Annotated in this window: 15 protein-coding genes and 4 tRNA genes; 2 read left to right on the top strand and 17 right to left on the bottom strand. The window is 69.4% G+C overall.

The window, feature by feature from the left end; translation table 11 throughout:
- Nucleotides 1–56: 56 nt before the first annotated feature.
- The 11 genes from yajC to thrS form a co-directional block, all read right to left on the bottom strand.
- A complete protein-coding gene (yajC, locus tag IEX31_RS05150; RefSeq protein WP_188742378.1) occupies nt 57–443 on the bottom strand; it encodes a preprotein translocase subunit YajC in 387 nt (128 codons plus the stop codon).
- 72 nt (nt 444–515) lie between these two features.
- The gene (gene ruvB / locus IEX31_RS05145; protein WP_188742377.1) at nt 516–1,589 is read right to left on the bottom strand and encodes a Holliday junction branch migration DNA helicase RuvB; all 1,074 of its coding nucleotides are present in this window, start codon (nt 1,587–1,589) and stop codon (nt 516–518) included.
- Entirely contained in the window at nt 1,586–2,206 is a 621-nt protein-coding gene (ruvA, locus tag IEX31_RS05140; protein WP_188742376.1) for a Holliday junction branch migration protein RuvA, read from the bottom strand. The genes ruvB and ruvA overlap by 4 nt, the downstream gene beginning before the upstream one ends.
- Entirely contained in the window at nt 2,203–2,814 is a 612-nt protein-coding gene (gene ruvC / locus IEX31_RS05135) for a crossover junction endodeoxyribonuclease RuvC (RefSeq protein WP_188742375.1), read from the bottom strand. The genes ruvA and ruvC overlap by 4 nt, the downstream gene beginning before the upstream one ends.
- A gap of 9 nt (nt 2,815–2,823) precedes the next feature.
- A complete protein-coding gene (locus tag IEX31_RS05130; protein ID WP_188742374.1) occupies nt 2,824–3,582 on the bottom strand; it encodes a YebC/PmpR family DNA-binding transcriptional regulator in 759 nt (252 codons plus the stop codon).
- Between the two features lie 35 nt (nt 3,583–3,617).
- Entirely contained in the window at nt 3,618–4,349 is a 732-nt protein-coding gene (locus tag IEX31_RS05125; RefSeq protein WP_188742373.1) for a hemerythrin domain-containing protein, read from the bottom strand.
- A 66-nt stretch (nt 4,350–4,415) separates the two neighbouring features.
- Entirely contained in the window at nt 4,416–4,943 is a 528-nt protein-coding gene (locus tag IEX31_RS05120; RefSeq protein WP_188742372.1) for a DUF1697 domain-containing protein, read from the bottom strand.
- Entirely contained in the window at nt 4,940–5,590 is a 651-nt protein-coding gene (gene pdxT, locus IEX31_RS05115; RefSeq protein ID WP_373285503.1) for a pyridoxal 5'-phosphate synthase glutaminase subunit PdxT, read from the bottom strand. Before pdxT ends, IEX31_RS05120 begins: the two co-directional genes overlap by 4 nt.
- Nucleotides 5,584–6,501, bottom strand: coding sequence for a pyridoxal 5'-phosphate synthase lyase subunit PdxS (pdxS, locus tag IEX31_RS05110; protein WP_188742371.1), 918 nt, complete (start codon nt 6,499–6,501; stop codon nt 5,584–5,586). The genes pdxT and pdxS overlap by 7 nt, the downstream gene beginning before the upstream one ends.
- A gap of 107 nt (nt 6,502–6,608) precedes the next feature.
- A complete protein-coding gene (locus IEX31_RS05105) occupies nt 6,609–7,172 on the bottom strand; it encodes an HIT family protein (RefSeq protein WP_188742370.1) in 564 nt (187 codons plus the stop codon).
- Nucleotide 7,173: 1 nt separating this feature from the next.
- The gene (gene thrS / locus IEX31_RS05100) at nt 7,174–9,075 is read right to left on the bottom strand and encodes a threonine--tRNA ligase (RefSeq protein WP_229662135.1); all 1,902 of its coding nucleotides are present in this window, start codon (nt 9,073–9,075) and stop codon (nt 7,174–7,176) included.
- An 841-nt stretch (nt 9,076–9,916) separates the two neighbouring features.
- On the opposite strand from thrS, the gene IEX31_RS05095 reads away from it, so the two are divergent.
- Entirely contained in the window at nt 9,917–10,387 is a 471-nt protein-coding gene (locus IEX31_RS05095; protein WP_229662124.1) for a DUF1801 domain-containing protein, read from the top strand.
- A 9-nt stretch (nt 10,388–10,396) separates the two neighbouring features.
- On the opposite strand, the gene IEX31_RS05090 is transcribed toward IEX31_RS05095, so the two are convergent.
- From IEX31_RS05090 to IEX31_RS05075, 4 genes are all read right to left on the bottom strand, one after another.
- The gene (locus IEX31_RS05090; protein WP_188742368.1) at nt 10,397–11,413 is read right to left on the bottom strand and encodes a metallophosphoesterase; all 1,017 of its coding nucleotides are present in this window, start codon (nt 11,411–11,413) and stop codon (nt 10,397–10,399) included.
- Between the two features lie 217 nt (nt 11,414–11,630).
- A tRNA-Val gene (locus tag IEX31_RS05085) sits at nt 11,631–11,705 on the bottom strand.
- 23 nt (nt 11,706–11,728) lie between these two features.
- Nucleotides 11,729–11,802 (bottom strand) — tRNA-Cys (locus tag IEX31_RS05080).
- Nucleotides 11,803–11,854: 52 nt separating this feature from the next.
- A tRNA-Gly gene (locus tag IEX31_RS05075) sits at nt 11,855–11,927 on the bottom strand.
- 227 nt (nt 11,928–12,154) lie between these two features.
- Here IEX31_RS05075 and IEX31_RS05070 point away from each other — a divergent pair.
- A tRNA-Val gene (locus IEX31_RS05070) sits at nt 12,155–12,227 on the top strand.
- Between the two features lie 139 nt (nt 12,228–12,366).
- Here the strand turns inward: IEX31_RS05070 and IEX31_RS05065 are convergent.
- Both IEX31_RS05065 and IEX31_RS05060 read right to left on the bottom strand, forming a co-directional pair.
- The gene (locus IEX31_RS05065; protein ID WP_229662123.1) at nt 12,367–12,912 is read right to left on the bottom strand and encodes a type II toxin-antitoxin system PemK/MazF family toxin; all 546 of its coding nucleotides are present in this window, start codon (nt 12,910–12,912) and stop codon (nt 12,367–12,369) included.
- Between the two features lie 65 nt (nt 12,913–12,977).
- Nucleotides 12,978–14,240, bottom strand: coding sequence for an ammonium transporter (locus IEX31_RS05060; protein ID WP_188742367.1), 1,263 nt, complete (start codon nt 14,238–14,240; stop codon nt 12,978–12,980).
- Between the last annotated feature and the right edge of the window lie 118 nt (nt 14,241–14,358).

Raw genomic sequence — 14,358 nt, 5'->3', positions numbered from 1 at the left:
GCTTTCTCTGCAAGAGCCCGCGCGATCACGCGCGGGCCGAGCCTCGGTGGGGAGCCTCAGTCGTCCGACTTCTTGGTGTCGGGCGTCTCGTCGGTCGGGGTGTCGTCGACACGCTCGCCGTACTCGGGCTCACCGTCGCCCGCGACCGGCTCCACCTCGGTCGCGGAGGCGGCCGCTACCGGCTCGACGACGCGCGCGACCGCCTGGCGGTGCACGGTGAGTACCGTGCCGGGCGAAGTCTCGAGGAGCACCTGGTTCTCGTCCTCGTCGATCGAGAGGATGGTGCCGAAGACGCCGAAGTTGGTCATCACCTTCGCACCCGGCTGGACCTTCGTCCGCAACTCGCGCGCGTCGGCCTGCCGCTTGCGCGAGTTGCGGAACATGAAGAAGATCAGCACCGCCAGAACGGCGAGCATGATGATGGTGAACGGATCGAACGTCATGAGGGGTTGGAACCTTCCGGTGTGCGGCATGCCGCACGAAGTCGACGGCGTTGAGGACGAAGCCTCCAAGGATTATAGGTCATCGATGGGAAGGGTGGCTGCGCCTTCCGACGGGCCGTTCGGCAGCCCGAAGTGCCGCCACGCCGCTGGCGTGGCGACCCGGCCGCGCGGGGTGCGCGTGATGAGTCCGATGCGGACCAGGAACGGCTCGACGACCGCCTCGATGGTCTCGGCCTCCTCGCCGACCGAGACGGCGAGGGTGTTGAGGCCGACCGGGCCGCCGTCGAAGCGGGTGAGGATGATCTGCATGACCGCGCGGTCGAGCCGGTCGAGCCCGAGCGCGTCGACGTCATACAGGTCGAGGGCCGCGCGGACCGCGTCGACGTCGGCGCGCCGCCCCGAACCGGTCGACGGGTGAACGAGCGCGTAGTCGCGCACCCGGCGCAGCAGCCGGTTCGCGATGCGGGGCGTGCCGCGGCACCGCCCTGCGATCTCGGCGATCGCCTCGCCGTCGATGGCGAGTCCGAGCATCGAGGCGGCCCGCGCGAGCACCTGCTCGAGCTCGGCCTCGTCGTAGAACTCGAGGTGTGCGGTGAATCCGAACCGGTCGCGCAGCGGGTTGGGCAGGAGGCCCGCACGCGTCGTGGCGCCGACGAGCGTGAACGGCGAGAGATCGAGCGGCACCGACGTGGCGCCTGCGCCCTTGCCGACCATGATGTCGATGCGGAAGTCCTCCATGGCGAGGTAGAGCATCTCCTCGGCCGAGCGCGCCATGCGATGGATCTCGTCGATGAAGAGCACCTCGCCCGGCACGAGCGAGCTGAGCACGGCCGCGAGGTCTCCGGCGTGCTGGATCGCCGGCCCGCTCGACATGCGCAGGGGTCGGCCGGCCTCGTGCGCGACGATCATGGCGAGCGTCGTCTTGCCGAGCCCGGGAGGCCCGGCGAGCAGGATGTGGTCGGGCGTGCGCTGCTGCAGGGTGGCCGCCGTGAGGAGGAGCTGCAGCTGCCCGCGCACGCGGGTCTGGCCGACGAACTCGGCGAGGCTGCGCGGACGCAGCGCGCCTTCGAATGCCAGCTCGGCCTCGGACGCGAGTTTGGGATCGGTGAGGTCGAGGTCGTCCTCGCCGGTCTCGTTGCGGGTCATCGCGCCCGTCCGGCCTGCTGCGCGGGACCGAGTCGCGTCAGCGTGAGGCGCAGGAGCGCCGGCACGGACGCGGTCTCGGTGTCGGATGCCGCGGCCATGGTCTCCTCGACGGCCTCGGCCGCCACGCGCTCCGACCAGCCGAGGCCCGTGAGCGCGGCGAGCACGCTCTCGGCCACGCCGCCGGTGCTGATCGCGGCCGGCGCCCGCCTCGTCGTCGTTGCGACGAGCTTGCCGGCGAGCGACACCGTGATGAGCTTCGCGGTCTTCGGCCCGATGCCGCTGACCTTGCGGAACACGGCGTCGTCGTCGGCCTGCACCGCGGCGGCGACCTGCTCGGGAGACAGCGCCGAGAGCACCCCGAGCGCCGACTTGGGGCCGACGCCCGTGACGCCGATCAGCAGCTCGAAGACCTCGAGTTCGTCGCGCGTCGCGAAGCCGAACAGCGTCAGTGCGTCCTCCCGCACGATGAGGCTCGTGTGCACCGTGAGGTCGCTGCCCTCGCGGCTCGCGAGCGCGAGCGCGGGCGTGGCGTTCACGTGGAGGCCGACGCCGCCGACCTCGATCACGATCGAGCTGCCGGCCGCGGCGAGCACGCGGCCTCGAAGAGAGGAGATCACTCCTTCAGCCTACGGGCCGCCCCCGACACGGCGGCGGAACGCTCCGCGGCGAGCCACGCGCGCTGAGCCGGCGTGGGCGCCGCGGCATCCGCCGTCGTCGCCGATCCCGCCTCGACCATCGCAGCGCCCGCCACTCCCCCGGTGCGCCAGGCGTGGCAGATGGCGAGGGCGAGCGCATCGGCGGCATCCGCCGGCTTCGGGACCGCATCGAGGCCGAGGATTCGCGCGACCATCGCGCCGACCTGCGCCTTGTCGGCGCGCCCGTAGCCCGTGATCGCAGCCTTCACCTCGCTCGGCGTGTGCATGGCCACGGGCAGCGCCCGGCGCGCGGCGATGAGCATGGCCACGCCCGAGATCTGGGCGGTGCCCATGATGGTCGAGACATCCGACCTCGCGAAGACCCGCTCGAGCGCGACCGCCTCCGGACGATGCTCATCGAGGATCGCCTCGATCCCGTCGGCGATGCGGGCCAGTCGCCTGGGCGTGTCGAGGCCGGCGGGCGATCGCAGCACGACGACGTCGACGAGCCGCGCGGTGCGGTTCGGCTCGACGTCGACCACTCCGACGCCGCAGCGCGTGAGGCCGGGGTCGATGCCGAGCACGCGCACGGCGACGGCCTAGTCCTCGGCCTCGAGCTCGGCCTGGACCTTGGGCGACAGGTCGAAGTTGCTGTAGACGTTCTGCACGTCGTCGCTGTCTTCCAGGGCGTCGATGAGCCGGAACACCTTGCGTGCGGTGTCTGCGTCGATCTCGACCTTGAGGTTGGGCACGAACGCGGCGTCGGCGGAGTCGTAGTCGATGCCCGCCGCCTGGAGTGCGGTGCGGGCGGCCACCATGTCGGATGCCTCGGTGATGACCTCGAAGGTCTCGCCCTCGTCGGTGACCTCCTCGGCGCCGGCGTCGAGGACGGCGGCGAGCACGTCGTCTTCGGTCGTGCCGTCGGCCGGCACGACGATGACGCCCTTGCGCGCGAAGTTGTAGGCGACCGAGCCCGGGTCGGCCATCGTGCCGCCGTTGCGGGTCATGAGCGTGCGCACCTCGGCGGCGGCGCGGTTCCGGTTGTCGGTGAGGCACTCGATGAGGAGGGCGACGCCGTTCGGCCCGTAGCCCTCGTACATGATGGTCGTGTACTCGATGGACTCACCGGTGAGCCCGGCGCCGCGCTTGATGGCACGGTCGATGTTGTCGTTCGGAACGGAGGTCTTCTTCGCCTTCTGCACGGCGTCGACGAGCGTCGGGTTGCCGGAGAGGTCGGCGCCGCCCATCTTGGCGGCCACCTCGATGTTCTTGATGAGCTTCGCGAACGACTTCGCACGGCGCGAGTCGATGATCGCTTTCTTGTGCTTGGTCGTCGCCCACTTGGAATGCCCGGACATGTGTCTCCCGTCTGGGTGGTCGGTACCCCGACATTCTAAGCCAGCGGACGGGAGCCCTTCGGCGAGGACGCGGCGGGGCGCAGGCGCTGCAGCTGTCGCTCGTAGCTCCGCCGGCCCACCAGCCGGTACGCCGCGCGCATCGGCCAGGGCAGCTCGCGTGCAATCCACGCGTCGCGCTCGCTCTCGGGGAGGCTGTCCATGATCAGCCCGACCAGCAGGAACAGCGGAAGCGCCGGCCGCTCACGCCCCACCTCGGCGCTGATCTCGTCCCACTCGACCTCACTCAACACCTCGTCGAGCACCGGGAAGGCGTCGCGCTCCTCGTCGTCGAGGTGCACGGCGAGCGCGCGATCGACCTGGTCGAGCGCGACCGCGAGGTGTTCGGCGGCGATGACGTCGGCTTCGGCCTTCCAGTCGTCGACGAGCGCGTCGACGACGTCGAGCTCGTCGGACAGCGCCTCGTGCTGGCGGCGCATGGCGGTCACGTGCAGTCCGCACGCGGGCGCGCGCTCGGCCATCCGGTCCCAGAAGAAGGCGTCCTCCGCGCGATGGTGCGTGTGCAGCATCTCGGTGAGGCCGAGCAGGTGCCGGGCCAGGAAGGCCGCCCGATCGACATCGCCGGGCGCCACGTCGCGCACGAGTCCCGGTGCATCGCCGAACAGTCGGCGGAACACCAGGTGGATCAGCACCACCTCGTCGCTGCGGCAGGGGGTGGCGGGGGCGTCGGGCGCGGCGGGCGCGCCGGTCGAGGGAAGGCGTTCGGTCATGACCTCCAGCGAAGCGGATGCCGCGGCCGATCGCCTCCGGGTCATCCCCGAAACGAGGTCGCGACGTCAGTCGACGAGCTTGTGCAGCGTACGGAGGTTGCGGTTGGTGGTCGTCGGCTTGAACTTCGCCCTGCCGAGGAGCTTGGCGAAGGGAGTGTCGACGGTGGTGCCCTTCACCGGATTCCAGTAGACGACGCCGTGCCCGCCGGCGATCGGGTCGACGTCGGGGTCGAAGCGGCCGGGGTCATCGAGGAGTTCGTCGAGCACGGCTGGCTCCGAGGTGAAGACGACGTACGGCTGCCGGTGCGCGTCCTCGGCATCGAAGGGGAATCCGTCGATGGCGGCCCGGAGGTCGTCGTGCGTGATGAGCACGATCCAGGCGTCGTAGCCGAAGCGGTCGGAGAGCGCGCGTTCGATGCGGGACTTGAGCGCCGCGGCATCCGCTCCCTCGGCCGTGAACGCGACGTTGCCGCTCGCGAGCACGGTGCGCACGCCGTCGAACCCGAGTCCCTCGAACAGTTCCCGCAGGTCCGCCGAGCGGATGGTGATGCCGCCCACGTTCACGCCGCGCAGGAGCGCGATGTACCGAGTCATCCGTTCAGCGTACGGTTTCGCACCGTCCCGAGGAAGTACTCGTGGAAGCGGTACTCCCCCGTGATCTCGGGGTGGAAGCTGGTGCCGAGGAGGTTGCCCTGCTCGACCGCGACGACACGTCCGTCAGGCAGGGCAGCGAGCGGCGTCGCCGCCGGTCCGACCGATTCGACGACCGGCCCGCGGATGAACACCGCGTGCACCGGCTCGTCGCCGAGCGCGGGGATGTCGAGATCGGTCTCGAACGACTGGTTCTGCGAGCCGAATGCGTTGCGCCGCACCACCACGTCGAGCCCGCCGAGCGTCTGCTGGCCGGCGATCGCATCGAGGATCGTGTCGGCGAGCATGATGAGGCCGGCACAGGTGCCGTACACGGGCAGGCCGCCGGCGATGGCGCGCTTCAACGGCTCGGCGAGTCCGTAGGCGCGCGACAGCTTGTCCATGACGGTCGACTCGCCGCCCGGGATCACCAGGCCGTCGACTGTCGCGAGCTCCTCCGGCCGACGCACGAGCGACACGTGGGCGCCCAGCCGCGCCAGCAGGTGCGCGTGCTCGCGGAAGTCGCCCTGGAGCGCAAGGACGCCGACCCGGGGGCCGACCGCAGCCGTCTCCCCCGCGCCGATCGATTCGCTGCGGAGCGTCGTCACCAGCCGCGCTCGGCGAGCCGGTGCGGAGCGGCGAGGTCGCCGACGTTGATGCCGACCATGGCCTCGCCCAGGCCGCGCGAGACATCCGCGATCACCGACGGGTCGTCGTAGAAGGTGGTGGCCTTGACGATGGCTGCGGCGCGCTGCTCGGGGTTGCCCGACTTGAAGATGCCCGAGCCCACGAAGACGCCGTCGGCGCCGAGCTGCATCATCATCGCGGCATCCGCCGGCGTCGCGACGCCACCGGCAGTGAAGAGCACGACCGGGAGCTTGCCGGTCTCGGCGACCTCGAGCACGAGCTCGTAGGGGGCCTGCAGCTCCTTGGCGGCGACGTAGACCTCGTCGCGCGTCATCGACTTCAGCTGGTTGATCTCGCCCGTGATCTTGCGGATGTGCCTGGTGGCCTCGGACACGTCGCCCGTGCCGGCCTCGCCCTTCGAGCGGATCATGGCGGCGCCCTCGTTGATGCGGCGCAGCGCCTCGCCGAGGTTGGTGGCACCGCACACGAACGGGGTGTTGAACTGCCACTTGTCGATGTGGTTCACGTAGTCGGCGGGCGAGAGCACCTCGGACTCGTCGATGTAGTCGACGTCGAGCGCCTGCAGCACCTGCGCCTCGACGAAGTGCCCGATGCGCGCCTTCGCCATGACGGGGATGGAGACCTCGGCGATGATCGCCTCGATGAGGTCGGGGTCGCTCATGCGGGCGACGCCGCCCTGCGCGCGGATGTCGGCGGGCACGCGCTCGAGCGCCATCACCGCCACGGCGCCGGCGTCCTCGGCGATGCGCGCCTGCTCGGGCGTGACGACGTCCATGATGACGCCGCCCTTCAGCATCTCGGCGAGGCCGCGCTTGACGCGGCTCGAGCCGGTCTGCGAGGTGGCGGCGGGCGCGGGGACGGAGTGCTCGGTCATGGGTCAATCCTAATCGTCGGGGTGAGGGCGGCAGACGCCGCGATGGAAGTCGTGGTGCCGCTCACTGGACACGGTGGCCAACGGATGCCGCGCCCGGCGCCGGGTGGTCAGGCCGGCCAGGCCTCGGCGATCTCGTGCCGGACCTCGCCGAGCAGGCGCGGCAGCGCCTTCGTTCCGGCGATGATCGGGAAGAAGTTGGAATCGAGCGCCCACCTCGGCACGATGTGCTGGTGCAGGTGCTCGGCGATGCCCGCGCCGGCGATGCGACCCTGGTTCATGCCGATGTTGAAGCCGTCGCACCTCGAGACCTGCTTCACGACGCGCATGGCGACCTGGGTGAGCTCGCCGATCTCGGCGACCTCCTCGGGCGACGCCTCGTCGTACGTGGCGACGTGGCGGTATGGGCACACGAGCAGGTGACCGCTGTTGTAGGGGTACAGGTTGAGCAGCACGAACGCGTGCGTGCCGCGCGCGACGATGAGCGACTCCTCGTCGCTCAGCTCGGGCGCGCGGCAGAACGGGCAGGCGTGCTCGTTGGGTTGCTGTCCGTGCTGGATGTAGACGAGTCGATGCGGGGTCCAGAGCCGCTGGAACGCGTCGGGGACCCCGGCGATGTCGGCCGCGGCATCCGTCGGCACGCCCTCGAACTCGTCGGCCTGGTAGGCGCCCACGTCAGAGATCGTCCTTCGTCATCACCTGGCGGCGATCGTCGATGGCCGCCAGGATGCGCCTGACGGCCTCTGCGATCGGCACGCCGTTCTCCTGGCTGCCGTCGCGGAACCGGAAGCTCACGGTCGCGCCGGCGCGGTCGATCTCGCCCGTGATGAGCTGGAAGGGCACCTTCTGCTGGGTGTGCGTTCGGATCTTCTTCTGCATGCGGTCGTCGCTCGTGTCGAGCTCGGCGCGCACGCCCGCGCGACGGAGTTCGTCGATGATGCCGCCGAGGTACTCGGCGTACTCGTCGGCCACCGGGATGCCGACCACCTGCACGGGCGAGAGCCAGACCGGGAACGCGCCTGCGTAGTGCTCGGTGAGCACGCCGAAGAACCGCTCGATCGAGCCGAACTTCGCCGAGTGGATCATGACCGGCTGCTGGTGCGTGCCGTCGGCCGCGGTGTACTCGAGGCCGAAGCCCTCGGGCTGGTTGAAGTCGTACTGGATGGTCGACATCTGCCAGGTGCGGCCGATGGCGTCGCGCGCCTGCACCGAGATCTTCGGCCCGTAGAAGGCGGCGCCGCCCGGGTCGGGCACGAGCTCGAGCCCGGATGCCTCGGCGACCTCGCGCAGGACGTCCGTCGCGTCCTCCCACTGCTCGTCGGAGCCCTTGAACTTGTCGGAGTCCGCGTCGCGGGTGGACAGCTCGAGGTAGAAGTCGTCGAGCCCGAAGTCGCGCAGCAGGCCGAGCACGAAGTCGAGGAGGTGCTCGATCTCGCTGGGCGCCTGCTCGGGCGTGACGTAGCTGTGCGAGTCGTCCTGGGTGAGTCCGCGCACCCGGGTGAGCCCCTGCACGACGCCCGACTTCTCGTAGCGGTAGACGGTGCCGAACTCGAAGAAGCGCAGGGGCAGCTCGCGATAGGAGCGGCCGCGCGACCGGAAGATGAGGTTCTGCATCGGGCAGTTCATCGCCTTCAGGTAGTACTCGCTGTTCTCGAGCTCCATCGGCGGGAACATGGTGTCCTTGTAGTACGGCAGGTGGCCCGACAGCTCGAAGACGTGCGCCTTCGCGATGTGCGGCGTCGAGACGTACTGGAAGCCCTCCTCGATGTGGCGGCGGCGGACGTAGTCCTCCATCTCGCGCTTGATGATGCCGCCCTTGGGGTGGAAGACCGGCAGGCCCGACCCGATCTCCTCCGGGAACGAGAAGAGGTCGAGTTCGGTGCCGAGCTTGCGGTGATCGCGCCTGGCCGCCTCCTCGAGGCGATGCTGGTGGACCCGAAGTTCGTCCTTCGTCGGCCATGCGGTGCCGTAGATGCGCTGCAACTGAGGGTTCTTCTCGGACCCGCGCCAGTACGCGGCCGCCACCCGGGAGAGCGCCCAGCCGTTGCCGATCGTCCGGGTGTTCGGCAGGTGCGGTCCGCGGCAGAGATCCTTCCAGACGGTCTCCCCCGACTTCGGGTCGACGTTGTCGTAGATCGTGAGCTCGGCGCCGCCGACCTCCACAGTCTCGCTCTCCTCGAACTGCTCGGTGCCGGTCGCGTGGCCCTTCAGCCCGATGAGCTCGAGCTTGTACGGCTCGTTCGCGAGCTCGGCGCGGGCCTCGTCGTCGGACACGACGCGCCGCACGAACCGCTGCCCCGAGCGGACGATGCGGGCCATCTCCCTGTCGAGGGCCTTGAGGTCGTCGGGCGTGAACGGCTCGGTCACGTCGAAGTCGTAGTAGAAGCCGTCGGTGACGGGCGGGCCGATGCCGAGCTTCGCCTCGGGGTTCACCGCCTGCACGGCCTGCGCGAGCACGTGCGCGGTCGAGTGCCGAAGGATGCTCAGGCCGTCGGGTGAGTCGATCGTCACGGGCTCGACGACATCGGCGTCGGTCACCGTCGTGGCGAGGTCCTTGAGCTCGCCGTTGACGCGCATCGCGACAACGGATCGATCAGTGAAGAGCTCGAAGCCGTCGGCCACTGTGATCCACTCCCTGTGAGTCGAGACGAACCCTTCAACTGTAGTGCGACCGGATCACGCCACCCGCCGCGGCTCACGCCTCGCGCGTCTTCTCGCTTCTGGCAATCGTGTCTCGAGAAGCGATTCTCGATACTTCTCTGCCGGGGAGGGGCCTCACGCGACGGCGCCGTTCGGCGGGCGAAGGAGGCGAGAGGCGATCTCGGGAGAGATCAATCGCCACCTGCGCGACAACGGCTGGTTCATCCGGCCGGCGCGTCGCACCAAGGAGCTTCGGCTCGCAATCGCGGGGGCGGCTCCCGAGCTCGCGAGCATCTGCACCAGGAGCCGGCCGTGGCCGACTCTGCCGATCACCCCAGCACACCGCGCGAGGTGTCCCGGCATCGTGCCGAGCGGTGCCCTGCACCTCGAGGCCCCGACCCCGGTGGAAGACCGCCGCGTCAACGCGACCGAGGTCGTGTTCGACGACGTGGCGGCCGAGAAGTAGCGCCAGTCCTGGATCCGAATGGCCGTCGCGCGCAACGAGCCGTCGTCGGCCCTGACCGTGCATCGTGCGTCGGCATGGTGCGTCGATCCGTCGGTGCCCTCGAAGACCGCGGCCCCGGTCGCCTGGTAGGCGTCGCCGCCGGCCGGGACGACCTCGAAGGACGCGACACCTCGATCGCGGCGACGTCACGGGATTCCAGCTCCGCCTGAATGGCGTCGTGGCACGCCGACGCGGCAGCTGCGGCACCCGGCTCATCTCGGACTCGACGCCCAACGTCGGAGGCTCCGTGCGAGGAGGACTAGCATCCCGCGTATGGCAGAGCAGACCTCAGCGGAGCCGCGACTGTTGGCCGGCGGCAACCCGCAGATCCCGAAGGGCGACGGCGACGAGCCCGTCAACGCGTATCTCCGTGCGATGCCGGGCTGGAAACAGCACGTTGGTCAGCGCCTGCACGACCTCGTCGTGCGGACGGTCCCCGATGTCCGCATGGCGGTGCGCTGGAACTCGCCGCACTACGGCATCGAAGGCAACGGATGGTTCCTCAGCTACCACTGCTTCACCCGGTACGTGCGAGTGACCTGGCTGAATGGGTCAAGCCTGGATCCCCGTCCTCCGGGGAATCCAAGCACGAGCGAGTGCGCTATCTCGATCTCCAGGAGGACGACGAGTTCGACGACGGACGCATTGCGATTTGGATCCGACAAGCCGCCGATCTGCCCGGCGACGAGCTCTGACCGGCATTCTGGGCGCACGTCGACTTCGGCCCGGCATGTTGGTGAGTGACCGGCCTCGTCAATCGCGAGCGACGATCCGGAACCTGTCGTCGAAGGAGCCGACGGCAGCGACGAACTCCGCCTCGAGGAGCGATTCCGAGAGGCGGACCTCGAGGTTGCCCCAGCTCGGTTCGGTATTGGCCCCCGACCATGCGCTGAAGTACGCCGCGTCGGGATCGTCGGTGTGGACGTCGCGCAGCGCCGCCCCTCCGGTGCCGACGGTGACGAACGCGGTGCCACGGCCCTGATCAAGCGGGGCCCCGTCATCGGCCACACACGCCCCGCTGATGCGCTGGGGCGCGATCGAGGCGCACGCGTCGCCGAGGCCGAGCTGCACGGTCCGCTGGTAGAGGTGTTCGTGTCCGCTGACCACGAGGTCGGCGCCGCTGGAGACGAGGAGGTCGATGAGCTCCGGTTCCGGGTCGCACCCGTAGTCCCCGACCGAGAGGCATGGCTTGTGCATGCCCACGACGACCCATCGGATCCCGGCCTCGCGCGCGCCCTCGATGGCCTCCCTCGTCCATTCGAAGCGCTCGGACCCGGGGGCGTACGACCACGGGCCATCACTGAAGGTGAGGCCGGGCGAGATCATCACGAACCGCACGAGCGGGGTGTCCGCAGGAACGTCGAGGGAGTACTGCCGGGCGTATTCGCCGGCCAGGCCGGGAAGGCGATTCGGCAGGCAGTCCGCGAAGGCGTCGATGTCACCGTTACGCCCGTCGGATTCGTGGTTGCCCGACAGGAGTTGGAACGGGATGCCTGCGCCGACCCGTTCCGTGACGAACTCGCACCACACGCCCTCCTCTCCGGTCCCGCCATACGAGAGATCACCGAGGGCGAGGTGCAGATCGGGGTCGAGTGAACGGATCTGCTCGAGCGTCTCCGCCGACTCCGCGGTCGCCCCGATGTCGCCGGATGCCGTGAACGTCAGCGCGGCGGCAGCCGGTGTCGGCTGACCCCCGGAATCCCGGTCACCGGTTCGCGCGGAACCGACGCAGGCTGCAAGGAGCGCGAGTCCGGCCGCAGTGAACGTCACTGTCGCGAGTTTCCGTGCCGGCGGCATGATCCCCCCATCGCCATGGCGCACCCTGCGAACGCCCGTCCGCCCCAATGACGGGGGGCCATCCGGTGCAGCGTATCGCGGGCAGCGGGGTGTCCCCTCTGCCGTAAGGCCCGACGTCCGCCAGCCCCGGAAACTCCGCCTCTCCGGAACGGGAAACGGCCCGGATCAGTGGATCGGGGCCGTTCACGTCTGGTGGGCGATACTGGGATCGAACCAGTGACCTCTTCCGTGTCAGGGAAGCGCGCTACCGCTGCGCCAATCGCCCGAGTCGAGTGCGAGGACTCGGCTTGGAGGTGGATACGGGATTCGAACCCGTGTATACGGCTTTGCAGGCCGCTGCCTCGCCTCTCGGCCAATCCACCGTTGCTTGGGTTCACCACCAACGAACAAACCGGCTTGCGCCGGCCTGATCAGAGCGGATGACGAGACTCGAACTCGCGACCCTCACCTTGGCAAGGTGATGCGCTACCAACTGCGCCACATCCGCGTTGTCACGTGTTTCAGCGACAGAGAGACTCTAACGGATTGGATGAACGAATCACAAACCGAGGGGGTCGCCTGGCTCGTTCGGCTCGGTCATCAGGCCAATCCGTCCCGGCTTCCGGGCGTGTCATCGCCGTCGACCGTCCGGCGGTCCGTTCCGATGTGCATTCGCCTGCCCCTGTCGGCTAGTATCGAACCCGCGGTGGCGACGAGTTCGAGCCGCACCCTGATGGGCGATTGGCGCAGCTGGTAGCGCGCTTCCTTCACACGGAAGAGGTCGTCGGTTCGAGCCCGGCATCGCCCACGAACGCCCCCACTCCACTGGGGGCGTTCTCCGTCTCCCCCGTGCCCGCTGGGGTCCACGGCGGCGATGAGGGGGCCGCGCGGCTAACAGCACCGACCGCCGCGTCACTGAGCGAGCCGCCACGCCCTTCCGGGTCGGGTCAGTGCCAGCCGTACCGCTCGCGGAGCGCCGACGCGAGCCGCGCATAACGCTCCGCGTCGAGCGATGCCGCCTCCCGGCGCATGCCGCCGGCGCGCACGCGGAAGACACGATCGATGCGCGCCCAGCTCGGCCTGCCCTCGGTGTCCCAGGCGCCGTCGCCGAGCGGCACGTGGTCACGATCGCCGTCGCGCGGCTTGCTCGTGAGCTGCACCGCGAGGAAATTCCCTGAGCCGGATGTCGCAACGATCACGACCGGGCGGTCCTTGCCGCGCCCGTCGTTCTCCACGTACGGCACCCAGGTCCACACGATCTCGCCCGGGTCGGGTTCGCCGTCGCGCGCCGGCGCGTAGGCGAGCCGCACGCGGCGGATGGCGCGTGGGTCCAGCTCGATCGTAGCGTCGGGTCCCGCCTGCCCAGGTGAGAGCACGCCGGTCGTGGTCGACGCGCGGCTCGCGACATCCGTCCTCGCAGCCCCGGAGCGTCCCGCCGAGAAGGACCGGATGACACGCCCGAGGGCGGTGAGGAAGCGGCTGGTGTCTGGCACACCCGCACACTACCCCACCGCCCTCGCGGCCCTTCGACGAGCTCAGGGACCGAAGACCGGCCGGTCTAGACGGTCTCGAGCTTGTAGCCCTCCTCACCGTGGACGATGGTGTCGATGCCGGCGATCTCATCCTCGTTCTTCACGCGGAAGCCGATCGTCTTCTGGATGATCCAGCCGATGGCGTAGGCGAGTACGAACGAGTACACGAGCACCGAGAGGGCGGCGATCGCCTGGACCAGGAGCTGCGTCGCGTCGCCGCTGTAGATGAGGCCCGTGCCGTTGGCGAAGAAGCCGAGGTAGAGGGTACCGATCAGGCCGCCGACGAGGTGGATGCCCACGACGTCGAGCGAGTCGTCGAAGCCCCACTTGAACTTCAGGTCGATCGCGAGGGCGCACACGGCGCCGGCGATGATGCCGAGGACGATCGCCCAGGACGGCGTCACGAACGCACAGGCCGGGGTGATGGCGACCAGACCGGCGACGGCACCCGAAGCGGCGCCGACGGACGTGGGCTTGCCGTCCCTGATCTTCTCGACCACGAGCCACGCGAGCAGCGCCGCAGCGGGAGCGGCGAGCGTGTTGATCCATGCGACGGCCGCAGTGCCGTCGGCGGCGAGCTCCGAACCCGCGTTGAAGCCGAACCAGCCGAACCACAGCAGGCCGGCGCCGAGGAGCACGAACGGCGGGTTGTGCGGGACGTGCGCGCCCTTCTGGAATCCGACGCGCTTGCCGAGAACCAACGCGAGAGCGAGCGCCGCAGCACCGGCATTGATGTGCACCGCGGTACCGCCCGCGAAGTCCAGTACGCCGACGCCGAAGAACTCCTGCATGCCGTAGGTGGTCCACCCGCCGTATGCGAACGACCCGTCGTCGGCGAGGCCGAAGTTGAACACCCAGCTCGCCACGGGGAAGTAGACGAGCGTCGCCCACACGCCGGCGAAGATCATCCACGCACCGAACTTGGCGCGGTCGGCGATGGCGCCCGAGATGAGCGCGACCGTGATGATCGCGAAGGTCGCCTGGAACGCGACGAAGGCGAGCGGCGGGTACGCCGCGTCCTCGGGCGTCTCGAGGAGGCTCGACAGCCCGAGCGCCGACCAGTCGATCGACCATGGCGGCACCAGGCCGTCAGCGCCGGGGAATGCGATCGCGTACCCGTACAGCACCCACAGCACGCCGATGAGGCCGATGGCGCCGAAGCTCATCATCATCATGCTGATGACGCTCTTCGCCTTCACGAGGCCGCCGTAGAAGAATGCGAGTCCCGGGGTCATGAGCAGCACGAGAGCCGCCATTATCAGAAGGAACGCCGTGTTGCCTTGATCCATCTCGAACCTCTCTCAGATTTGCAGGGGTGGGAACCTGTGCCGCCCAGTCTCATGACGGGACGTTTCGAGAGGGATCGCGAAGTGTTTCGATGATGTTACGGACGCGGCGTTCACGTAA

Source organism: Agromyces bauzanensis (genome assembly GCF_014645655.1).
In the GTDB taxonomy this organism is placed as follows: domain Bacteria; phylum Actinomycetota; class Actinomycetes; order Actinomycetales; family Microbacteriaceae; genus Agromyces; species Agromyces bauzanensis.
Note: the sequence above shows the minus strand (reverse complement) of the source record. Positions and strands in the feature narration are given on the sequence as shown.